Raw genomic sequence first — 22,545 nt, forward strand, 5'->3', positions numbered from 1 at the left:
TCGCCAGCCATCGAGGCTTTCTCGGCCAGCAGCAGTGCTTGACGCTCTTCCACTTCCCACGCTTCTTTCTCTTTGCGTGCGCGGTGGAAGGCCAGGCCCGTACCGCCAGGAATCAGACGGCCGACGATGACGTTCTCTTTCAGGCCGCGCAGACCATCGCGCTTGCCCATGATCGCCGCTTCGGTCAGCACGCGGGTGGTTTCCTGGAACGATGCGGCCGAGATGAACGAATCGGTCGACAGCGATGCCTTGGTAATACCCAACAAGACGTTTTCGTAGGTCGCTGGAATCTTGTTCTCAACGGCCATGCGATCGTTCTCGTCCAGCAGTTCCGAACGCTCTACCTGCTCGCCAACGATGTAGTTGGTGTCGCCGGCATTGACGATCTGTACGCGGCGCAGCATCTGACGCACGATCACTTCGATGTGCTTGTCATTGATCTTCACGCCTTGCAGACGGTACACGTCCTGCACTTCGTCAACGATGTAACGTGCCAGCGCTTCGATACCCAGCAGACGCAGGATGTCTTGCGGATCGGCCGGGCCGTCCACGATCATCTCGCCCTTGTTCACGACTTGGCCGTCATGCACCAGCACTTGTTTGTCCTTGGTGATCAAGAACTCATGCTTGTTGCCGTCCATGTCCGTGATTTCCAGACGCTGCTTGCCCTTGGTTTCTTTACCGAACGCAACCGTACCCGTGACTTCCGCCAGCATACCGGCATCTTTCGGCGAGCGCGCTTCGAACAGTTCCGCAACGCGTGGCAGACCACCGGTAATATCGCGCGTTTTTTGCGATTCGGTAGGAATACGTGCCAGCACTTCACCCACCGATACCTGTTGACCGTCCTTGACCATGATCAGCGCGCCGACCTGGAAGCCGATCGCCACCGAGTGTTCGGTGCCGGCGATCTTGACTTCTTCGTTCGCATCGTTGATCAGCTTGACTTGCGGACGCAGGGTCTTGGTCAGCGAACCGCGACGTTTCGCATCGATCGCCACCAGGGTGGACAGACCGGTCACTTCGTCGACCTGACGGGCGACGGTGACGCCTTCTTCGACGTTCTCGAAACGCACTTGACCGGCGTATTCGGTAATGATCGGACGGGTCAGCGGATCCCACGTTGCCAGGGCCGTACCGGCCTTGATGACCATGCCGTCCTTGACGATCAGGGTCGCACCGTACGGTACTTTATGACGCTCACGCTCACGGCCGTGGTCGTCGGTAATCAGCACTTCGCCGGAACGGGAAATGACGATTTGCGCGCCCTTGCCGTTCGTCACGTAACGCATGGTTGCCGTGAAGCGGATGGTACCGTTCGACTTGGCTTCCACCGACGATGCCACTGCCGCACGCGATGCCGCACCACCAATGTGGAACGTACGCATGGTCAGCTGGGTACCAGGTTCACCAATCGACTGCGCTGCCACCACACCGACGGCTTCGCCGGCGTTGACCAGCATGCCGCGGCCCAGGTCGCGGCCATAGCACTTGGCGCACAGGCCGAAGCGCGTGTCGCAAGTCAGTGGCGTGCGGACCTTGACTTCATCGATGGACAGACGCTCGATCTCTTCGACCATGTCTTCGTCCATCAGGGTGCCGGCTTCGTACAGCGTTTCCTGGGTTTCAGGATTGACGACGTCATGCACCACCACGCGGCCGAGGATACGGTCACGCAACGGCTCGATGACTTCACCACCTTCGACCAGTGCCTTCATGACGGCGCCGTTCATGGTGCCGCAATCGTCCTCGATCACCACCAAGTCTTGCGTCACGTCCACCAGACGACGCGTCAGGTAACCGGAGTTCGCCGTTTTCAGCGCCGTATCGGCCAGACCTTTACGTGCACCGTGGGTCGAAATGAAGTACTGCAAAACGTTCAGACCTTCGCGGAAGTTCGCGGTAATCGGCGTTTCGATAATCGAGCCATCCGGTTTGGCCATCAGACCACGCATACCGGCCAACTGGCGAATCTGGGCTGCGGAACCGCGCGCGCCGGAGTCGGCCATCATGTAAATGGCGTTGAACGATTCTTGCGTCGACTTGGTGCCGTCGCGGCGGATCACGTCTTCGACTTTGAGCTGGTCCATCATGGCCTTGCCGACTTCATCCGAGGTTTTGCCCCAGATATCGACGACCTTGTTGTAACGCTCGCCGGCGGTCACGAGACCCGAGGCGTATTGCTGTTCGATCTGCTTGACTTCCGATTCGGCCGTCGCGATCAAAGTGACTTTTTGAGGCGGTACCAGCATGTCGTCGACGCAGATCGAGATACCGGCGCGTGTCGCCAGGCGGAAACCCGATTGCATCAGTTTGTCTGCGAACACCACGGTGGCGCGCAGGCCGCACTTGCGGAACGACGTGTTGATCAGCTTGGAAATTTCTTTCTTTTTCAGCGCGCGGTTCAAGACGGAGAACGGCAGGCCTTTCGGCAGAATTTCCGACAGGATCGCACGGCCGATCGTCGTTTCGTAGCGGGTAACCGTTTTCTCGAATTCGCCCGTTTCGGCGTTTTTCGGGTATTCGGTAATACGCACGGTGACGCGGGTCGTCAGTTCGACTTCCTTGTTGTCGTAGGCGCGGATCACTTCCGACACGTCAGGGAACATCATCCCTTCGTTCTTCGCATTGATCGCTTCGCGGGTCGCGTAGTACAGACCCAGCACGATATCCTGGGAAGGAACGATCGACGGTTCGCCGTTCGATGGGAACAGGATGTTGTTCGATGCCAGCATCAAGGTGCGTGCTTCCATCTGCGCTTCGATCGACAGAGGAACGTGGACCGCCATTTGGTCACCGTCAAAGTCGGCGTTGAATGCGGCGCAGACGAGCGGGTGCAGCTGGATGGCCTTGCCTTCAATCAGGACTGGCTCGAAGGCCTGGATACCCAGACGGTGCAAGGTCGGTGCGCGGTTCAACATGATCGGATGTTCACGGATCACGTCTTCCAGAATGTCCCACACGACCGGTTCCTGGATCTCGACCAGCTTTTTAGCGGCCTTGATCGTGGTCGCCAGACCCATCAGTTCCAGTTTATTGAAAATAAATGGCTTGAACAGTTCCAGTGCCATCAGTTTCGGCAAGCCGCACTGATGCAGTTTCAATTGCGGGCCCACGACGATGACCGAACGACCGGAGTAATCGACGCGTTTGCCCAGCAAGTTTTGACGGAAACGGCCGCCCTTGCCCTTGATCATCTCGGCCAAGGACTTCAACGGACGCTTGTTGGCGCCGGTCATCGCTTTGCCGCGACGGCCGTTGTCCAGCAGCGAATCGACCGCTTCTTGCAGCATGCGCTTTTCGTTGCGCGTGATGATCTCTGGAGCGCGCAGCTCCATCAGGCGTTTCAGGCGGTTGTTACGGTTGATGACGCGGCGATACAGATCGTTCAGATCCGAGGTCGCGAAACGGCCACCGTCCAGCGGTACCAGCGGACGCAATTCCGGCGGCAGCACTGGCAGCACTTCCATGATCATCCAGTCAGGCTTGATGCCCGAACGTTGGAACGCTTCCAGCACTTTCAGGCGCTTCGCGTATTTCTTGATCTTGGCTTCGGATTTCGATTCCTTCAGTTCCACGCGCAGGGTTTCGGCATCGCGGTGGATGTCGATCGAGCGCAGCAGTTCACGGATACCTTCGGCGCCCATGAAGGCGGTGAAGTCGTCGCCGTACTCTTCGTACTTGGCCGCGTAGTCGTCTTCCGACATGATCTGGCACTTCTTCAGCGGGGTCATGCCTGGATCGGTCACGACGTATGCTTCAAAGTACAGCACGCGTTCGATGTCCCGCAGGGTCATGTCCAGGACCATGCCCAGACGCGACGGCAGCGACTTCAGGAACCAGATGTGCGCGGTCGGCGAGGCCAGCTCGATGTGGCCCATGCGCTCGCGGCGCACTTTGGCCAAGGTGACTTCGACGCCGCACTTTTCGCAGATCACGCCGCGGTGTTTCAGGCGCTTGTACTTGCCGCACAGGCATTCGTAATCCTTGATCGGGCCAAAGATCTTGGCGCAGAACAGGCCGTCGCGCTCAGGCTTGAAGGTACGGTAGTTGATGGTTTCCGGCTTCTTGACTTCGCCGTAGGACCACGAACGGATTTTCTCAGGCGAAGCGAGACCGATCTTGATTGCATCGAAGGTCTCGTTGGTCTGTACTTGCTTGAATAGATCGAGCAGTGCTTTCATGTATCACTCCAGAGGTGATTAAATTTCTATATTCCTGAGACTACATTGCCCGGCGTGGTTTCCCAGCCGGGCTTTGTGTTTCCCAAACCAAATGACAGGGTGCTGTCGTTTAGTTGCGTTCGAGGTCGATATCGATACCCAGCGAACGGATTTCCTTGACCAGCACGTTGAACGATTCCGGCATGCCGGCGTCGATCACGTGGTCGCCCTTGACGAGGTTCTCGTACACTTTGGTACGGCCATTCACGTCATCGGACTTGACCGTCAACATCTCTTGCAAGACATACGACGCGCCATACGCTTCCAGTGCCCAGACTTCCATCTCACCGAAACGCTGACCACCGAACTGGGCTTTACCACCCAGCGGCTGTTGCGTCACCAGCGAGTAAGGACCGGTCGAACGCGCATGCATCTTGTCATCGACCAAGTGATGCAGTTTCAGCATGTGCATGACGCCGACAGTGACCTTGCGCTCGAACGCTTCACCGGTGCGACCGTCATACATGGTCACCTGGTTTTTCGAAGCGGTCATGCCCAGGTTCTTGGCGATGTCGTCCGGATACGCCAGGTCCAGCATGCGGCGGATCTCTTCTTCATTGGCGCCGTCGAACACTGGCGTGGCGAATGGAACACCTTTTTTCAGGTTTTCCGCCAGCTTCATGATCTCTTCATCGTCGAAGTCGTTCAGATCTTCCGCGCGGCCGTTGTCGTTGTAGATCGTCGTCAGGTACTTGCGCACTTGCTCGACCTTGGTTTGCGCCTTCAGCATTTCGCCGATGCGGATACCCAGACCCTTGGCAGCCCAGCCCAAGTGCGTCTCGAGAATCTGACCAACGTTCATCCGCGAAGGAACGCCCAGCGGGTTCAGCACAACGTCGGCTGGCGTGCCGTCGGCCATGTATGGCATGTCTTCCACAGGAACAATACGGGAAACCACACCCTTGTTACCGTGGCGACCTGCCATCTTGTCGCCCGACTGCAGGCGGCGTTTCACGGCCAGGTAGACCTTGACCATTTTTTGCACGCCTGGTTGCAGCTCATCGCCTTGCGTCAGTTTCTTGCGCTTCTCTTCGAAGGCCAGATCGAACTGGTGACGCTTCTCGTTGATCGACTCCTTGATCGCTTCCAGCGCTACCGCGGCATCGTCGTCCGCAGGGCGGATGTCGAACCAGTGGTATTTGTCCAGATCGGCCAGGTATTCCTTGGTGATCTTGGCGCCTTTGGCCAGCTTTTTCGGACCGCCGTTGACAACTTTGCCGATCAGCATTTTTTCCAGACGCTGGAAGGCATCGCCTTCAACGATACGCATCTGGTCGTTCAAGTCCAGACGGAAGCGTTTCAGTTCGTCATCGATAATTTGCTGGGCACGCTTGTCGCGCACAATGCCTTCACGGGTGAAGACTTGCACGTCGATCACGGTACCGATCATGCCCGAAGGCACGCGCAGCGACGTATCTTTCACGTCCGAGGCTTTTTCGCCGAAGATCGCGCGCAGCAGCTTCTCTTCCGGGGTCAGCTGGGTTTCGCCTTTTGGCGTCACTTTACCAACCAGGGTGTCGCCCGCTTGGACTTCTGCACCGATGTAGACGATACCGGACTCATCCAGACGTGCCAGCTGATTTTCAGCCAGGTTCGAGATGTCGCGCGTAATTTCTTCCGCGCCCAGTTTCGTGTCACGGGCCACCACCGACAACTCTTCGATGTGAATCGAGGTGTAGCGGTCGTCCTTGACGACGTTTTCCGAAATCAGGATCGAATCTTCGAAGTTCAGACCATTCCATGGCATGAAGGCCACGGTCATGTTCTGGCCCAGCGCCAATTCACCCAGGTCGGTCGATGCGCCGTCGGCGATCACGTCGCGCTTGGCAACACGGTCGCCCACTTGCACGATAGGACGCTGGTTGATGTTGGTGTTCTGGTTCGAACGGGTGTACTTGATCAGGTTGTAGATGTCGACGCCCACTTCACCAGCTTGCGCTTCGTCATCATTGACGCGAATCACGACACGGCCCGCATCGATGTAATCGACGATACCGCCACGCAGCGCTTGCACGGTGGTGCCCGAGTCGACCGCAACGGTGCGTTCGATACCGGTACCGACCAGCGCTTTTTCCGGACGCAAGCAAGGCACGGCCTGGCGTTGCATGTTGGCGCCCATCAATGCACGGTTTGCATCATCGTGTTCGAGGAACGGAATCAGCGAGGCAGCGACGGAAACGATCTGGCCTGGCGCCACGTCCATGTACTGGATGCGCTCCGGGGAGACCAGGATGGTTTCGCCGGCTTCACGGGCCGAGACCAGTTCATCGGACAACATGCCGGCGTCGTTGATGGTCGCATTCGCCTGAGCGATGATGTAGCGGCCTTCTTCGATGGCGGACAGGTAGTCGATCTGATCGGTAATCTTGGAGCCTTCGACCTTGCGGTACGGGGTTTCCAGGAAGCCGTATTCATTCAGGCGGGCGTACAGAGCCAGCGAGTTGATCAGACCAATGTTCGGACCTTCCGGTGTCTCGATCGGGCAGACGCGGCCGTAGTGGGTCGGATGCACGTCGCGCACTTCAAAGCCGGCGCGTTCGCGTGTCAGACCGCCGGGTCCCAGAGCCGATACGCGGCGCTTGTGGGTAATTTCCGACAGAGGATTGGTTTGGTCCATAAACTGCGACAGCTGGGACGAACCGAAGAACTCGCGAATCGCAGCCGAAATCGGCTTCGAGTTGATCAGGTCGTGCGGCATCAGGTTGTCCGCTTCGGCTTGGCCGAGGCGTTCCTTGACGGCGCGCTCAACACGCACCAGGCCGGCGCGGAATTGATTCTCGGCCAGTTCGCCCACGCAACGTACGCGACGGTTACCCAGGTGATCGATATCGTCGACTTCGCCGCGGCCATTGCGCAGTTCCACCAGGATCTTGATCACGGCCAGCACGTCTTCGTTCGACAGCGTCATGGCGCCCGTCAGTTCATCGCGGCCAATGCGGCGGTTGAACTTCATGCGGCCCACGGCCGACAGGTCGTAGCGGTCCGAGTTGTAGAACAGGCCATTGAACAGCGCCTCAACGGAGTCTTCCGTTGGCGGCTCGCCTGGACGCATCATGCGGTAGATCGCCACTTTCGCAGCCATCTGGTCGGCGGTGTCGTCGATCCGCAGGGTTTGCGAGATGTAGGCGCCCTGGTCCAGGTCGTTCGTGTACAAGGTCTGGATTTCGGAAATGTTGGCGTCGCGCAGGCGGCCCAACAGATCTTCGGTCAGCTCATCGTTCGCGGAAGCGACGACTTCACCGGTGTCGCCATCGACGATGTTCTTCGCCAATACGCGGCCCAGCAGGTAGTCTTCCGGTACGGAAATATGCTTGATGCCGGCAGCTTCGATATCACGCACGTGTTTCGCGTTGATACGCTTGTCTTTCAGCACCAGGGTCTTGCCCGACTTGTCGACGATGTCGAAACGCGCCACTTCGCCGCGCAGACGCTCGGAGACGAATTCCATTTCCGCGCCTTCGGAGCGCAGGTTGAAATTGTCGAAGACGAAGAAGTTCGCCAGGATTTGCTCGTGCGACATGCCGATGGCTTTGAGCAGGATCGTTACTGGCATCTTGCGGCGGCGGTCGACGCGGAAGAACAGGATGTCTTTCGGGTCGAACTCGAAGTCCAGCCACGAACCGCGGTAAGGAATGATACGCGCGGAGAACAGCAGCTTGCCGGACGAGTGGGTCTTGCCGCGGTCGTGCTCGAAGAACACGCCAGGCGAACGGTGCAGCTGGGAAACGATCACCCGCTCCGTGCCGTTGATCACGAACGAACCGGTGGTCGTCATGAGCGGCAATTCGCCCATGTAGACTTCCTGTTCCTTCATCTCTTTGACGACGGGCTTGGTTGGCGATTCCTTGTCCAGGATCACCAGGCGCACTTTCGCGCGCAGCGGCGACGCGAACGTCAGGCCACGTTGTTGACATTCTTTGACGTCAAAGGCAGGATCGCCCAGAACGTACGACAAGAATTCGAGACGCGCAAAACCATTGTGCGACACGATAGGGAAAATCGAGGTGAAAGCCGACTGCAGGCCATCATTCTTGCGGCCGGACGGTGCTATGTCCTCTTGCAAGAAGCTATGATAAGACTCGAGCTGGGTCGCCAGCAGGAACGGAACGTGGTGAACGTTGGCGCGCTTCGCGAATGATTTGCGAATGCGTTTCTTCTCAGTAAATGAGTAGTGCATGGACACTCCGTGAGTGACAGAAAGGATAGAAAATTCAGGTTTTGCAAGTGTTCGTTTGCACCGCTGCGTGTGACACAGACGAAACCTCAAGGCTCTGCTTTCCGGCTTGAATCGAATAAAAACTGCTGCTACAACTACATGACAAATACGATGCAGACGACAAAGGAGCCAAAGTCGGATTTCCCCCCTTGCGAGGGGAAACCTCAGACTTTGACTCGGGCGCTAACTGCCGCCGGTACAGATATTACTTCATCGAAGCGGTTGCGCCGGCTTCAACCAGTTTCTTCACTGCAGCTTCAGCGTCAGCTTTCGACACTGCTTCTTTCACAGTTTTTGGTGCGCCATCGACCAGGTCTTTAGCTTCTTTCAAGCCCAGGCCGGTGATTTCGCGAACTGCTTTAATGACGCCAACTTTGTTTGCACCGAAGGTGTCCAGAACAACGTTGAACTCGGTTTGCTCTTCAGCAGCTGCTGCTGGGCCTGCTGCAGGACCGGCCGAAGCCATTGCTGCTGCGGACACGCCGAATTTTTCTTCGAATGCTTTAACCAGGTCGTTCAGGTCCATTACGGACATGGCGCTAACTGCTTCCAGGATATCGTCTTTGCTAATTGCCATTTTGAAACTCCTAAATTTATTACGTTAGTTACATCAGATTGGTACTGAGAGAAAAAAGCGCGCGCAATTAAGCGGCTGCTGGGGCTTCTTCTGCTGCTGCTTCTGCAGGAGCTTCGGCGCCTTCGCCTTTTTTCGCTGCCAGGGCAGCCAGACCACGTGCAAAGCCCGAAACCGGAGCCAGCATAACGCCCAACAACTGCGAAATGAGGACTTCACGGCTAGGAATGCTCGCCAACGCGGTGACAGCAGCTGTATCCAGCGGCTTGCCTGCGTAGTTACCTGCTTTGATGACCAGTTTGTCGTTGGTTTTAGCGAAGTCAGCGATGACTTTAGCTGCTGCAACGGCATCGGCCGAGATCGAGTAGATCAACGGGCCGGTCATGGCATCTGCCAGGCTGGCGAATGCGGTACCTTCAACGGAGCGACGAGCCAGAGTGTTTTTCAACACACGCAGGTACACGCCTTGGGCACGCGCTTTAGCACGCAGTTGCGTCAAGTGACCAACCTGGATGCCACGATATTCGGCCACGACGATCGTTTGCGCATTTGCTACTTGTGCGGAAACTTCGGCGACGACGGCCTTTTTGTCATTCAGATTGAGACTCACGGTCAACCTCCTTAAATGATGTTCAGCGATCACAACCGAGTGGTTGAGCGCCTTGCATCGGTTCGAACACGGCGTCCGAAGTCAAGAAGTACTAAACTGAGCGGATGGATTCACGCAGCATGAGGACTACAAAACTTGTTCGGGTACACCATCTGCGTTGGGCACTTGCCGTTGCCGGCAAGCCTATTAACCTTCTGCATGTGCAATCGCAGTCGGCCCAACGGTCTTTGATTGTCTGCCTGCCTGATGTGAACACCAGGCAGACAGCCCAAAGATGCGCCCGCAGCGCCCGAAGGCGCTACAGGACTTGATTCTGTTACTTAAGCTGCCAGGCTAGCCTGGTCAACACGGACGCCAGCGCCCATGGTCGACGACAGCGAAACTTTGCGCAGGTACACGCCTTTGCTCGATGCTGGCTTGGCTTTGTTCAGTGCGTCGATCAGTGCGACCAGATTCGACTTCAGATCTGCGTCAGCGAACGATTTACGGCCGATGGTAGCGTGGATGATACCGGATTTGTCGGTACGGTACTGAACTTGACCGGCTTTCGCGTTTTTCACGGCGGTAGCGACGTCAGGAGTAACAGTGCCAACTTTCGGGTTAGGCATCATGCCGCGTGGGCCCAGGATCTGACCCAGGGTACCAACGATACGCATGGTATCTGGCGAAGCGATGACGATGTCGAAAGGCATGTCGCCGGCTTTGATCTGCTCAGCCAGGTCTTCCATACCAACGATGTCGGCGCCAGCTGCTTTGGCAGCTTCCGCTTTTTCGCCCGACGCGAAGACTGCCACGCGTACGGTTTTGCCGGTACCAGCTGGCAGCACGACGGAGCCGCGCACCACTTGGTCGGATTTCTTAGGATCAACACCCAGTTGTACCGATACGTCGATCGATTCATTGAACTTGGCCGTTGCGCACTCTTTGATCAGAGCGACAGCGTTGTCGAAAGCGTACACTTTGGTACGGTCGACTTTGGCTTTCAAAGCCTTGATACGTTTGGATAACTTAGCCATTATACAACACCTTCCACCGTGATACCAATCGAACGAGCGGAACCAGCGATGGTGCGTACAGCAGCATCCATGTCGGCAGCGGTCAGATCAGGGGTTTTCAATTTAGCGATTTCTTCAGCTTGTGCGCGGGTCAGCGTACCGACTTTGTCGGTATGTGGCTTCGGCGAACCTTTGGTGATCGCAGCAGCTTTTTTGATCAGGTAGGTTGCTGGAGGCGTCTTCATCACGAAGGTGAAGGACTTGTCAGCGAACGCGGTGATCACGACTGGGATCGGCATGCCTGGTTCCATACCTTGGGTCTGCGCGTTGAACGCTTTGCAGAATTCCATGATGTTCAGACCGCGTTGACCCAGAGCTGGACCGATTGGTGGGGATGGGTTTGCTTTACCAGCTGGCACTTGCAGCTTGATAAAACCAATGATTTTCTTTGCCATGATGGCTCCTATCTTGGATTGAGTAGTAGCGCCCCGCCGATCCTACCCTGGCGGGGCTCCTCTGACCGGATTTTGCTGTTACTACCGCAACGCTCCTGGTGGCGCTTTCAAACCTACTGCGCGGCGCGATTTTCGGCTTCCGATGCTCACTGTGCATTTGCACAGCTCCGCTTCTCAGCCACAACTCACATCCGCTCGCTACGGTTTTGTGAACCGCCTTAAACTTTTTCGACCTGGCCGAATTCGAGCTCTACCGGGGTAGCGCGGCCGAAGATGGTGACAGAGACGCGAACTTTGGATTTCTCGTAATTGACTTCTTCGACATTGCCGTTGAAATCGGTGAACGGACCATCCTTGATGCGTACCTGCTCGCCCACCTCGTACAAGGTTTTCGGACGGGGCTTTTCAACGCCTTCCTGCATCTGCTTCATGATGCCGTCGATTTCGCGCGCGGAGATCGGCGTCGGCTTGTTCGACTTGCCACCAATGAAACCGGTAACCTTGCTGGTGTTCTTGACCAAGTGCCAGCTCTCGTCCGTCATTTCCATTTCAACCAGCACATAGCCAGGATAGAAACGACGTTCGGTGACGGACTTCACGCCATTCTTGACTTCGACAACTTCTTCGATCGGCACCAGGATCTGGCCGAACTGGTCTTGCATGCCCGCGCGCTCGATGCGCTCGGTCAGTGCGCGCATGACGCTTTTTTCCATGCCGGAATAAGCATGCACGACATACCAGCGCTTGCTGCTCACTGGCACGCTCAGCGCTGCACCAGTATCCGCTGCCGGAGCGTCGCCCGGAACGGACTCTTCCGCCGCTTCATCATGCACATTTTCGCTCATTATTTTTTCCAACCCAGAATTACGTCATACAACAAAAACTCGAGCAATTTATCCGTGCCCCACAGGAAAATCGCCATGACCAACACAAAGGCAAACACGATCGCGGTAATCTGCGTGGCTTCTTTGCGGGTAGGCCAAACGACTTTCTTGGTTTCGCGCACAGCTTCTTTGGCGAAATTGAGAAATTCACGGCCGGTCGTCGAGACATACAAGAGCGCAACAGCAATAACCAAACCAGCCACAAGCGCGCTTGCACGCACCAGAGCTGGTTGGCCTGCCAGGTAATAAAACCCGACTACTCCTGCAATCGCAGCTACTATTGCCAGCGCGACTTTTATCTTGTCACTCGACGTGCTAACGGTTTGCACGGATTGATTTGACATTTTTCTACTTTCGGTGCCCTGCACCTTGACGGTGGCAGGGACGGAGGGCATCGAACCCCCAACCTTCGGTTTTGGAGACCGACGCTCTGCCAATTGAGCTACGTCCCTACGTAAAACTTTCGAGGAGTGCTATTCTACCACCCAGGACGCCCCGGGTGGAAGCATAACATTTCCTTATGCGATGATTTTTGCAACCACGCCGGCGCCGACGGTACGGCCGCCTTCACGGATAGCGAAGCGCAGGCCTTCTTCCATCGCGATCGGGTTGATCAGCTTGACGGTGATCGACACGTTATCGCCTGGCATGACCATTTCTTTGTCTGCTGGCAACTCGATCGAACCGGTTACGTCCGTCGTGCGGAAGTAGAACTGTGGACGATAGTTGTTGAAGAATGGCGTATGACGGCCGCCTTCGTCTTTCGACAGAACATAGATCTCGCCGGTGAAGTGCGCATGCGGCTTGATCGAGCCTGGCTTGGCCAGCACTTGACCACGTTGCACGTCTTCACGCTTGGTGCCGCGCAGCAGCAGACCAACGTTGTCGCCAGCTTGACCTTGGTCCAGCAGCTTGCGGAACATTTCCACGCCGGTGCAAGTCGTTTTGACGGTATCGGTGATACCGACGATTTCGATCTCTTCGCCGACTTTAACAATGCCGCGCTCGATACGACCGGTCACAACGGTACCGCGACCCGAGATCGAGAACACGTCTTCCACTGGCATCAGGAACGCACCGTCAACAGCGCGCTCTGGCGTTGGGATGTAAGCATCCAGCGCATCGGCCAGACGCAGCACTGCGTCAACGCCCATTTCGCCTTCTTTGCCTTCCAGCGCCATACGTGCCGAACCTTTGATGATTGGCAGGTCGTCGCCTGGGAATTCGTACTTCGACAACAGCTCGCGCACTTCCATTTCAACCAGTTCCAGCAGCTCTGCGTCGTCGACCAGGTCGCACTTGTTCAGGAACACGATGATGTATGGAACGCCAACTTGGCGGGCCAGCAGGATGTGTTCGCGGGTCTGTGGCATTGGGCCGTCAGCTGCGGAGCACACCAGGATCGCGCCGTCCATCTGGGCTGCACCGGTAATCATGTTTTTGATGTAATCGGCGTGGCCTGGGCAGTCAACGTGCGCGTAGTGACGCGTTTCCGTTTCGTACTCGACGTGGGCGGTGTTAATCGTGATACCGCGCGCTTTTTCTTCTGGTGCTGCATCGATCTGGTCGTATGCTTTAGCTTCGCCGCCGAATTTCTTCGACAGAACCGTTGCGATTGCAGCGGTCAGCGTGGTTTTACCGTGGTCGACGTGGCCGATGGTGCCGACGTTGACGTGCGGCTTGGTCCGTTCGAATTTACCTTTTGCCATTTTGAACTCCTAATGATTTGATTAGATTGCTCAGGCACACGCCCGACGGTCTGGTTTGAATTGCTTCTGTGCTGCCTGCTGCGAATTCTGGTGCCCTTGACGTGGATCGAACACGTGGCCTCTCCCTTACCAAGGGAGTGCTCTACCACTGAGCTACAAGGGCTGTAATTTGTTGCATGCGATGCATCAAGCATCTGAACGGAAACTGGAGCGGGTGAAGGGAATCGAACCCTCGTCGTAAGCTTGGAAGGCTTCTGCTCTACCATTGAGCTACACCCGCGAGGTATCGTTCACTTTATCTTCACTTGCTTTTTGCTGCTACCCAGTTTTCCTTGCAAAAACTTGGTGGAGGGGGCTGGATTCGAACCAGCGTACTCATAGAGAACAGATTTACAGTCTGTCGCCTTTAACCACTCGGCCACCCCTCCGCGGGAACCGCAGAGTATGAAGCATCTACTCACAACTGTCAACCTTATTTACTGATGCCTGACTGCTGCATTTGCGTATAAAGAAGAAGTTGGCTGCTTCGGGGCGTGATTATAAGCTCCCGATTTGAGAAAGTGCAAGGGTTGGCGCGAAAAAGTCAGCTTTTTTCGCATTTTTTTTATCGCCCCTGCCGGCAAGCCGCATTTTTTCGTCATTTGCCCCGCATTTCCCCCGCTTACCTTGCGTCAGGCGGATGCATCCAGGCATTGCCCAAGGGCTTGTATTTACGCAACAACTGCTGATGCAGGCCCGACAGCACGGGCAATTTGGGATTGCGCGGGTCCAGGCGGCGCACGCCGGCGATAAAAGTCAGCGCCTGCTGCCCCATGCGCTCATCCCAGCCCTCGTGCTCCAGGCATTTCAGCACGGCCACGGCCGCATTGAAGACCACCTGCGGATTGTCGGGCAGGCGCGTGACGGCCTCGCCCATCAGATCGACGGCGCCGCGGAAATCGCCCTCGCCCGCCCGGGCTGCCCCGGCCGCCACCATGTCGGCCACTTCCTGGCGGCTTTGCCGCGCCAATGCCTTGGCCAGTTCCTCGCGCCCCGCCTGTTCGAACACGGCCATGGCGCGCGTCATGGCCGCGCTGTCGGGCGCATTGCGCATGACTTCGCGCATCACCTCGGCCGCGCCGTCTTCGCGGCCGTGCGCCAGGCAGTGGCGCGCCAGCTCCGTTTTCAGCGTATTCGAGCTGCCCACGCTGTGCCGGTTGGCGGCCAGGGCCGCGTCGAGCGATTGCTGCAGGCGCTCCTCGTTGCCCGTATGCGCATGCAGCATGGCGCTGCACAGGGCGCTGCACAGTTCCGCATTCTTTTGCCCGCCCATCGATTTGTCGAGGTCGCGGATCACGGCGCCCGCCTGCAAGGGATCTCCCTTGCGCACCAGGGTCTGCACCAGGCGCACATGGTCTTCCGGATCGCGGAATTCCGAATATTTGGCCTTGCTGACCACCAGTTTCAGGGATTTTTCCGCCATGTCGATATCGTCGGCCGCCAGGGCCGCCTCGCCCAGGCGGCGCAAGCGGCGCACGGCATGCGGCGACAGGGCCACCGCTTCGCTCAAGGCCGCCTGCGCCAGTTCCGGCTTGCCTTGCGCCATATGTGTGCGCGCCAGCCAGTCATAGGCGTCGAGAAAACGCTTGTTGTTTTCCAGCAGCCCTTCCAGGGTGCCCTGCGCCGCTTCGTACTCGCCCAGCAGGAACTGCGTCTTGGCCTGCCCCAGGCGCGCCCAGCCGATGGACTTGCTTTCGTATAAGGCTGTGTAGATCGGTTCGGCATCGGCCGCCTCGCCCAGCAGCAAATGCAGCTCCGCGCGCAGGCGCAGGAAATCCGTGGCGTAACGGGGGTACAGGCTGGCGCCCTCGGTGCAGGCGGCGATCGCCGCGCGCTCATTGCCCACGTCGATCAGTTCGTACACGGGCACGAAGGCATTGCGCTTGTCGAGCGCGCGGGCTATGCGCTCGAGCATGTTGTCAGCGGTAAATGGCTTGAGGATGTAATCGGTGGGCAACAGCTCGACGGCGCTGACCACCTTGGCGAAGCTGCCTTCGCCCGTGACCATGAAGAACATGGTCGACGCGTGCATCAATTTATGGTGGCGCAAGTCTTCCAGCATCTGCTGGCCATCCTGCCCGCCGCCGAGGTCGTATTCGCACAGGATCAGATCATACGATTTGCTGCCCAGCATGCGGATCGCCTGGCCCGAGCTGGCCGCGTCGTCGATCTTCGCCAGGCCGCACAGGTTGAGCATATTGTGCAGGCTGGCGCGCATGCCCGGATGCGGCTCGATGATCAGTGCGCTAAGGCCCTTGAGTTCTTTCATGTCGTGATGTCCGAAAACTCCGCGGCGCGCCACACCGGTGCGTGGCGCCGGCCAGCATGAGGCTGCCGAGTATATGACGGCGCCGCGCGCAAGGGAATGGGGCCGTGCCGAAAAGCGCCGACGAAGTTGCTGCTCAAGCGGTGGCGCGCTCCGGATGCCACAGTTGCGGCTCGTTGTCGATCAGATCCAGCAGCGCCGCCACCACTTCCGGATCGAACTGGCTGCCGCTGCGCTGTTCGATGTATTCGCGCACCTGCGGATACGGCCACGGCTCCTTGTACGGCCGCTCATGCAGCAAGGCATCGAAGACGTCGACCACGGCAACGATGCGCGCGGCCAAGGGAATGTCGCGTCCCTTCAGGCCGTTCGGATAGCCGGCGCCGTCGAAATGTTCATGGTGGCCGCCCGCAATCTGCGCGCCATACGTGAGGTAGCTGACGCCGTCGACCATGTTGGCGGCACGCTCGAGGATGGTGCGCCCGACGCTGGCGTGCAGCTGCATCTGCACCCGCTCCTCGTCCGTATGCCGGCCCGGCTTGAGCAGCACGGCGTCCGGCGTGGCCACCTTGCCCACGTCGTGCAGGATGCTGGCCAGGCCGATCATGTCGAGCAGCTGCGGCGTGAGCTCGTCGGCATACACCCCGCGCTGCTGGATGCGCAGGGCGATGGCGTCGGACAGCTGCTGCACGCGCCGCACGTGGCCGCCCGTGTCGCTGTCGCGGAACTCGGCCAGGTCGGCCAGCGCCACGACGGTCGCTTCCTGCGCCTTGCGCAGCTGGCCGAACATGTACAGGTTGTCGAAGGCGGCCGCGATACGCTGGCAAAACACTTCCAGCAGATCGCGCTGGATCTGCGCCAGCGGCCACGGCGGCGTGACGGAAATGGCCAGCTCGCGGTTGCCTTCCGTGTGGATGAACAGCACATTGGCCGGATGCTCGAACTGGCTGCGCTTTTCCGCGAACGCCTTGTCGATGGTGGGCGTGAGCGCGTGGTCGGCCGGCATGGCTTCCGCCTCGGCCAGCACGGCATAGGTGCCGGTGGCGGCGACCACCTCGGGCCGCCCCGCGCCGCCCTGCATCAGGCACAGCACGCCGTCGGCGCCCACGTCGAGGATGGCGCTAACCTGGTTGAGCACGCCGGAAGCGAATTCGCGCAAGGAATGGATCTGGTACAGATTGGTGGCGCCGGCGAGGATCTTGCCCAGGCCGATGCGACTGCGCTCGAGCATCATCAGGCTCTCGTAGGCGCGCAGGGCCGAGATAACGGTGGTAAACAGCTTTTGCGTCGTCAGCTCCGTCTTGGCCTTGTAATCGTTGATGTCGTATTCGATGATGACGCGTTGCTCGGGCGCCTGGCCCGGCTGCCCCGTGCGCAGCACGACGCGCACGATGGAGTTGTTCAGGTCGGCGCGGATGCGCTTGGCGAGGATCAGGCCGGCATCATCCGTTTCCATCACCACGTCGAGCAGCACCAGCGCGATATCGGGCGTGTCGCGCAGGATCTCGTACCCCTCGCGGCCGCTGTAGGCGGAAAACAGTTCCAGTTCGCGGCCCTTGAAGCTGACATTGCGCAGCGCCAGCCGCGTGACCGCATGCACATCGACGTCGTCATCGACGATCAGCACACGCCACAGGCGCTGGTCGGGCGCGGCCAACCCGGCTGGACTGGCCACCGGCTCATCTTCGTCGAGCAGCCAGTTATCATCTGCATCGGCTTTGAGGTCGGTCATGAATACTCCTAAGGGATAAGTTCGATGTGGACGCTGCGTTGACGCATATCAAGCATAATCAGATTAGATGCTGCTTACAACAGGATTCTGCGTACCACCCTCTCCCGCGGCAGGCGCCGGCGCCGGTATCGAGGCGCCGCTGCGCGTGGTGCCGCCGCAATTGTCCTGGCCTGGCCCGACGGCCTGGTAGCGCACTTCGTATTTGCCCGCGCTGAGCTGCTCCACGGTCAGCTTGTCATTGGCCAGGATATACAGGTAGCGCACATTCGAGCGCCGCTCCTGGTCATACAGCTTGACGAAGACGGGTGCCGTATTGCTGCTGTTATCGATGGTTAAACTCAGTTCATCGCCCTTGTTGCCGATCGGGAAGCCATCGACATAGCCGGACCGCGCCGGCCAAGGCTCGCCATTCGGCGCCACCAGCCCCGCCGACTCGGCCTGGCTGGCGCCATCGCAGGCGGGCCGGCTGGCTTTCAGGCTCAGCTGCGCCACGGCCAGCACGCGGATCTCGGGCGCCTTCGCTTGCGCGGGCTCGGCCGCATACGGCTTGCCCACGGCCCAGCTATCGATAGCCACCGCCTCGTTTTTTGCCGGCGGCGTAGCTGCGCTCTCCGCCGTTGCCGTGTCCGGGTGCACCCTGGCGCCATCGCGGGCCAGCCCGCTCCAGGCCGACGCCAGCGCGGCAGGCACGGGCGGCGAGGTATCGAGCATCAGCAAGGCGCCCAGCCAGCCCAGCAGCAGGCAGACAAGCAAACTCAGCCACCAGCGCCAGTTGCGCCAGACGGGCTGCTGGCCGCGCCGCGGCTTGCCCTTCGTCGGCGGCACATCCTGCGCCCAGGCCTGCTCATGCGGCTGGGCATGGCCTTTCGCGCGGCCATCGCGGGTCTTGCCTTCTTCCTGGTGGGTGCTTTCCAGCCATTCGATTTCCCACTCCTCGGCGGCGATCCACTCGTCGTGTTCCTTGCGGCGTTGCGGATCGGACAAGGTGCCATAGGCGCTGTTGAGGATGGCCATGATGCGGGCGGCTTTTTCGTCGCCGGGATTCTTGTCTGGATGGTATTTCTGGCTGAGGGCTTTGTACGCGGCACGTATGACTTCCTGCGGCGCCAGGCGCGCCACTTTCAGGTTGTCATAGTGTGTATGTATCTTTCCCATCGTTCTATCTTGAAATCGGTGCGCGGCGACGGGTTCTTGCAGGATGGAACCGTGCTGTGTCGGTCATCATATACGATATGACAAGATAATAACCACCGGCGGACAGGAAATTGCAGGGCGAGACTGCCCTGCCTTGATATTGCAGGCGCTTACAAGCGGTGACTGCGGTCGCTGGACAACAGGGCTTCCGGCAACTCCACGCGATGCCCCACCACCAGCACCTTGAACAATTCCCCCATTTCGGCCGGCGACACCAGCTTTTGCACGGCGCTGGCTTGCGGCAGGTAGGTCTTGACCTGCTCCGGATCGGTGCGCAGCAGCAAGTCGCCAAGCCCGGCGCCCAGCAGAAAGGACGCCTGGTTCATGTACGCGAGCACATCGAGGCCTGCATCCTGCGCCGCCACCGCCATGGCCGTAAAATCCACGTGGGCCGTAATGTCCTGCAAGCCGGGCAGATAAAACGGTTCCGCATGGGCATGGTGGCGGTAATGGCACATCAGGGTGCCCGTGGCGCGCAAATCCAGGTAATACTCGTGCGCAGGAAAACCGTAATCGAACAGCACGGCCGCGCCGCCCTTGCCATTGGTCAGCATGCGCGCCAGCGAGCGCATGAAGCCGCAGGCGACGCCGTGGATCTCGCTGACATAACCTACCGGCAAGTCATCGGCGCCTGGCACCTGGGCGGCGATCTGCGCGGCGACGTCGGCGCCTGCCGGACGCTCTACAAACACGAACTGGCCGTCGGCAATGCTGACGTCGAGCTCGCACCAGCCGGCGGGCGTCTTGCTGATCAGGTTGACGGGCATGGCGTCGAGCACTTCATTGCCGAACACGGCGCCTTCAAAACTGTCGGGGAAACCGTCGAGCCACACCACTTGCGGGAAGGCGGCCAGCGCCAGCTCCTGGCGCGCGCGCAATTCGCCGGACAATTCGACGATCGCATACTGTTCGATATGGATGCCAGTGCTGGCCGCTTCCGTCAGGATGTCAACGGCCAGCTTGCCCGTGCCGGCGCCGAATTCGAGGATGCGCGGGGCGGTTTGCGCCATAATAGCGGCTGCCACATGGGCCAGGGTGGCGCCGAACAGGGGAGATATCTCCGGCGCGGTTGTAAAATCGCCATCTTTGCCCAGCTTGGCGGCGCCGCCGCTGTAATAGCCGAGGTCAGGCGCATACAGCGCCAGCTCCATGAAGCGGACAAAGGGAATGGCGCCGTCATTGCGCGCGATTTCGGCGGCAATCTGGTGCTGCAAGGCATGGGACGCGGCCAGCGCGTCGCTATCGGGTGCGGGAAGAGACATATCCGCATTGTAGCGAATCGGCGGCGCATGCCGCCAGTGCGGCGTCCACCGAATATCTCAACCATAGCAAAGACATGACAGAAGCAACGACAACGCCATTCGACAGCACACCCCGCGTCGCCCTCGTCACGGGCGCCGCGCGCCGCATCGGCCGCGCCATCGCGCTGGGCCTGGCACGCGACGGCTGGGATATCGCCGTCCATTACCGCGAGTCGCGCGACGAAGCGCTCAGCCTGGTGGCGGAAATCACGGCGCTGGGCCGCCGCGCGCAAGCATTCCCCTGCGACCTGGCGCAGGAAGACGCCGTGCGCCAGCTATTGCCGCAGGCACAGGCGGCGCTGGGACCCGTCACTTGTGTAGTGAACAACGCATCGTTGTTTGCATACGACAATGCGGGTGATTTTTCCGTCGCCGCCCTGGACGCCCACATGCACGCCAACCTGGCCGCCCCCATCCTGCTGGCGCAAGCGCTGTACCAGGCCACCCCCAGCGGCAGGCAAGCCGTGGTCATCAACTTGCTCGATCAAAAACTGTACAATCTCAATCCTGATTTTTTGTCGTACACCCTGTCCAAGGCGGCGCTGCTGTCGGCGACCACCATGCTGGCCCAGGCGCTGGCGCCGAAAGTGCGCGTGGTCGGCATTGCCCCTGGCATCACCATGGTCTCCGGCGAGCAGACGGAAGCGAACTTTGCCAAGGCGCATGAAAACACGCCGCTGGGACGCTCCAGCACGCCCGAGGATGTGGCCGACAGCGTCTGTTACGTGGCCGGCGCGCGCGCGCTGACGGGCACGACCTTGCTGGTCGATGGCGGCCAGCATTTGATCGGTTTGCCGCGCGACGTCATGTTTTTGACCAAATAATCAGCAGCCCTGCCAAACAACCAGCATTCCAGCATTCCCTAAAAGGTAAAACTATGTCGTCCGCCCTGTCCCACCCTCGCCTGGCCGATTGCCGCCGGCTGTTCCTGCGCAATTACGAAGTCCTCATCAACATCGGCGTCTACGACTTCGAAAAAAAGGGCGAGCAGCGCGTCCTCATCAACGTCGACCTGTACATTCCCCTGGCCCTGTCGACGCCCAAGGATGACCAGCTGGAAGAAGTGGTCGACTACGACTTCATGCGCGAAACCATCGCCAAACGCATGGCCCAAGGCCACGTGCAGCTGCAGGAAAGCCTGGTCGACGACGTGCTCGCTGCCATGCTGGCCCACCCGCGCGTGCGCGCCGCGCGCGTTTCGTCGATGAAACCGGACGTGTATCCCGACTGCGAAGGCGTGGGCGTGGAAGTATTCAAGATCAAGGATGAAGTATGAACAACATGAGCAACACCGCCGTGCTGGAAACGACGACGACGGCTGTGGAATTCCCGGCCAACGTGGAAGCGCAGAAACTGGCGCGCAAGAAGGCGGAAAAGATCGCCCTGGAAAACAACAAGCTGCACAAGCGCCTGTGCCGCCTGGTGGGGCAAGCCATCGGCGACTTCAATATGATCGAAGACGGCGACAAGGTGATGGTCTGCCTGTCGGGCGGCAAGGATAGCTATGCCCTGCTGGACATTTTGATGACCTTGCGCGAACGCGCGCCGATTCATTTTGATATCGTTGCCGTCAACCTGGACCAGAAGCAGCCGAATTTCCCGCCGGAAATCCTGCCCGCCTACCTGACGGAACTGGGCGTGGCTTTCCACATCGAAAACCAGGATACCTACAGCATCGTCAAGCGCCTGATTCCAGAGGGCAAGACGACCTGCTCGCTGTGCTCGCGCCTGCGCCGCGGCATCCTGTACCGCGTGGCCGACGAGCTGGGCGCCAACAAGATCGCCCTCGGCCACCACCGCGATGACATTTTGGAAACCTTCTTCCTGAATATGTTCTTCGGCGGAAAACTGAAAGGCATGCCCGCCAAGCTGCAATCGGACGACGGCAAGCACATCGTCATCCGCCCGATGGCGTATGTAAAGGAAGAAGACACGCAGCGCTATGCGGAAGTCAAAGGCTTCCCCATCATCCCGTGCGACCTGTGCGGTTCGCAGGAAAACCTGCAGCGCAAGCAGATCAAGGGCTTGATGCGCGAATGGGACAAGAAATTCCCGGGCCGCGTGGAAAGCATCTTCTCGGCGCTGTCGAACGTGGCGCCATCGCATTTGATGGATCCGAAACTGTTCGGTTTCAAGGATTTGAAGGCGGACGGCGTGGCCAATCCCATGGGCGATATCGCCTTCGACGAAGAGCCATGCTCGACGCCGACCACGTTTGGCACGATCCCGCTGCAACCGCTGTAATCCGCTGTTGTAAGCCCTTGTTGTTTCGCCGCCACCGCCCAGGTGGCGGCACTCCCTCTCTTTCCCCCTGCGTTCATTTGATGTACCGTAGTCAGCTCTGCCG

Annotated in this window: 16 protein-coding genes and 4 tRNA genes; 3 read left to right on the forward strand and 17 right to left on the reverse strand. The window is 59.1% G+C overall.

Translation table 11 applies throughout. The annotated features are described in order from the left end of the window. From rpoC to AC1RBA_RS12700, 17 genes are all read right to left on the reverse strand, one after another. A partial coding sequence (gene rpoC, locus AC1RBA_RS12620) for a DNA-directed RNA polymerase subunit beta' (RefSeq protein ID WP_492418471.1) occupies window positions 1-4,184 on the reverse strand: 4,184 nt, incomplete at its 3' end. A gap of 109 nt (window positions 4,185-4,293) precedes the next feature. Then, window positions 4,294-8,400 (reverse strand): DNA-directed RNA polymerase subunit beta, encoded by a 4,107-nt coding sequence (rpoB, locus tag AC1RBA_RS12625; protein WP_070223392.1) that lies wholly within the window; start codon window positions 8,398-8,400, stop codon window positions 4,294-4,296. Between the two features lie 244 nt (window positions 8,401-8,644). After that, window positions 8,645-9,016: a 50S ribosomal protein L7/L12 gene (gene rplL, locus AC1RBA_RS12630; RefSeq protein ID WP_070223390.1), complete on the reverse strand. Its 372-nt coding sequence runs from the start codon at window positions 9,014-9,016 to the stop codon at window positions 8,645-8,647. A gap of 67 nt (window positions 9,017-9,083) precedes the next feature. Next, window positions 9,084-9,623, reverse strand: coding sequence for a 50S ribosomal protein L10 (gene rplJ, locus AC1RBA_RS12635; RefSeq protein WP_034753621.1), 540 nt, complete (start codon window positions 9,621-9,623; stop codon window positions 9,084-9,086). Window positions 9,624-9,943: 320 nt separating this feature from the next. Then, entirely contained in the window at window positions 9,944-10,639 is a 696-nt protein-coding gene (gene rplA / locus AC1RBA_RS12640; RefSeq protein ID WP_034753134.1) for a 50S ribosomal protein L1, read from the reverse strand. Further along, window positions 10,639-11,073, reverse strand: coding sequence for a 50S ribosomal protein L11 (gene rplK, locus AC1RBA_RS12645; RefSeq protein ID WP_034783246.1), 435 nt, complete (start codon window positions 11,071-11,073; stop codon window positions 10,639-10,641). Before rplK ends, rplA begins: the two co-directional genes overlap by 1 nt. A 218-nt stretch (window positions 11,074-11,291) precedes the next feature. Then, a complete protein-coding gene (nusG, locus tag AC1RBA_RS12650; protein ID WP_070223388.1) occupies window positions 11,292-11,918 on the reverse strand; it encodes a transcription termination/antitermination protein NusG in 627 nt (208 codons plus the stop codon). Next, complete coding sequence (gene secE, locus AC1RBA_RS12655) at window positions 11,918-12,301, reverse strand: preprotein translocase subunit SecE (RefSeq protein ID WP_010394308.1); 384 nt, start codon at window positions 12,299-12,301, stop codon at window positions 11,918-11,920. Before secE ends, nusG begins: the two co-directional genes overlap by 1 nt. A gap of 32 nt (window positions 12,302-12,333) precedes the next feature. Further along, window positions 12,334-12,409, reverse strand: a tRNA-Trp gene (locus AC1RBA_RS12660). A gap of 66 nt (window positions 12,410-12,475) precedes the next feature. Beyond that, window positions 12,476-13,666, reverse strand: a complete 1,191-nt coding sequence (gene tuf / locus AC1RBA_RS12665) for an elongation factor Tu (RefSeq protein WP_077398776.1) — start codon at window positions 13,664-13,666, stop codon at window positions 12,476-12,478. 88 nt (window positions 13,667-13,754) lie between these two features. Continuing rightward, window positions 13,755-13,829, reverse strand: a tRNA-Thr gene (locus AC1RBA_RS12670). Window positions 13,830-13,872: 43 nt separating this feature from the next. Then, a tRNA-Gly gene (locus AC1RBA_RS12675) sits at window positions 13,873-13,946 on the reverse strand. A 63-nt stretch (window positions 13,947-14,009) separates the two neighbouring features. Next, window positions 14,010-14,094, reverse strand: a tRNA-Tyr gene (locus AC1RBA_RS12680). A 233-nt stretch (window positions 14,095-14,327) separates the two neighbouring features. Continuing rightward, a complete protein-coding gene (locus AC1RBA_RS12685) occupies window positions 14,328-15,974 on the reverse strand; it encodes a response regulator (protein WP_230504090.1) in 1,647 nt (548 codons plus the stop codon). Between the two features lie 133 nt (window positions 15,975-16,107). Continuing rightward, window positions 16,108-17,703: a DUF3369 domain-containing protein gene (locus AC1RBA_RS12690; protein ID WP_070220797.1), complete on the reverse strand. Its 1,596-nt coding sequence runs from the start codon at window positions 17,701-17,703 to the stop codon at window positions 16,108-16,110. A gap of 63 nt (window positions 17,704-17,766) precedes the next feature. Next, window positions 17,767-18,858, reverse strand: a complete 1,092-nt coding sequence (locus tag AC1RBA_RS12695) for a J domain-containing protein (RefSeq protein WP_492418473.1) — start codon at window positions 18,856-18,858, stop codon at window positions 17,767-17,769. A gap of 149 nt (window positions 18,859-19,007) precedes the next feature. Continuing rightward, window positions 19,008-20,159, reverse strand: coding sequence for a class I SAM-dependent methyltransferase (locus tag AC1RBA_RS12700; protein WP_492418474.1), 1,152 nt, complete (start codon window positions 20,157-20,159; stop codon window positions 19,008-19,010). 74 nt (window positions 20,160-20,233) lie between these two features. Between AC1RBA_RS12700 and AC1RBA_RS12705 the strand changes: the two genes are divergently transcribed. From AC1RBA_RS12705 to ttcA, 3 genes are read left to right on the forward strand one after another with little or no spacing between them, the layout of a single operon-like run. Then, a complete protein-coding gene (locus tag AC1RBA_RS12705) occupies window positions 20,234-21,022 on the forward strand; it encodes an SDR family oxidoreductase (RefSeq protein WP_492418475.1) in 789 nt (262 codons plus the stop codon). Between the two features lie 53 nt (window positions 21,023-21,075). Continuing rightward, window positions 21,076-21,474: a dihydroneopterin aldolase gene (locus AC1RBA_RS12710; RefSeq protein WP_034753111.1), complete on the forward strand. Its 399-nt coding sequence runs from the start codon at window positions 21,076-21,078 to the stop codon at window positions 21,472-21,474. Between the two features lie 5 nt (window positions 21,475-21,479). Continuing rightward, window positions 21,480-22,442, forward strand: a complete 963-nt coding sequence (gene ttcA / locus AC1RBA_RS12715) for a tRNA 2-thiocytidine(32) synthetase TtcA (RefSeq protein ID WP_492418477.1) — start codon at window positions 21,480-21,482, stop codon at window positions 22,440-22,442. The last annotated feature ends 103 nt before the right edge of the window (window positions 22,443-22,545 follow it).

It is taken from the genome of Janthinobacterium sp. GW823-FHT03B06, assembly GCF_058796955.1.

Coding starts and splice junctions, on each gene's coding strand:
- rpoB (WP_070223392.1), bottom strand. CDS start 8,400: ATGCACTACTCATTTACTGAGAAGAAACGCATTCGCAAATCATTCGCG.
- rplL (WP_070223390.1), bottom strand. CDS start 9,016: ATGGCAATTAGCAAAGACGATATCCTGGAAGCAGTTAGCGCCATGTCC.
- rplA (WP_034753134.1), bottom strand. CDS start 10,639: ATGGCTAAGTTATCCAAACGTATCAAGGCTTTGAAAGCCAAAGTCGAC.
- rplK (WP_034783246.1), bottom strand. CDS start 11,073: ATGGCAAAGAAAATCATTGGTTTTATCAAGCTGCAAGTGCCAGCTGGT.
- nusG (WP_070223388.1), bottom strand. CDS start 11,918: ATGAGCGAAAATGTGCATGATGAAGCGGCGGAAGAGTCCGTTCCGGGC.
- secE (WP_010394308.1), bottom strand. CDS start 12,301: ATGTCAAATCAATCCGTGCAAACCGTTAGCACGTCGAGTGACAAGATA.
- tuf (WP_077398776.1), bottom strand. CDS start 13,666: ATGGCAAAAGGTAAATTCGAACGGACCAAGCCGCACGTCAACGTCGGC.
- AC1RBA_RS12685 (WP_230504090.1), bottom strand. CDS start 15,974: ATGAAAGAACTCAAGGGCCTTAGCGCACTGATCATCGAGCCGCATCCG.
- AC1RBA_RS12690 (WP_070220797.1), bottom strand. CDS start 17,703: ATGACCGACCTCAAAGCCGATGCAGATGATAACTGGCTGCTCGACGAA.
- AC1RBA_RS12695 (WP_492418473.1), bottom strand. CDS start 18,858: ATGGGAAAGATACATACACACTATGACAACCTGAAAGTGGCGCGCCTG.
- AC1RBA_RS12700 (WP_492418474.1), bottom strand. CDS start 20,159: ATGTCTCTTCCCGCACCCGATAGCGACGCGCTGGCCGCGTCCCATGCC.
- AC1RBA_RS12705 (WP_492418475.1), top strand. CDS start 20,234: ATGACAGAAGCAACGACAACGCCATTCGACAGCACACCCCGCGTCGCC.
- AC1RBA_RS12710 (WP_034753111.1), top strand. CDS start 21,076: ATGTCGTCCGCCCTGTCCCACCCTCGCCTGGCCGATTGCCGCCGGCTG.
- ttcA (WP_492418477.1), top strand. CDS start 21,480: ATGAGCAACACCGCCGTGCTGGAAACGACGACGACGGCTGTGGAATTC.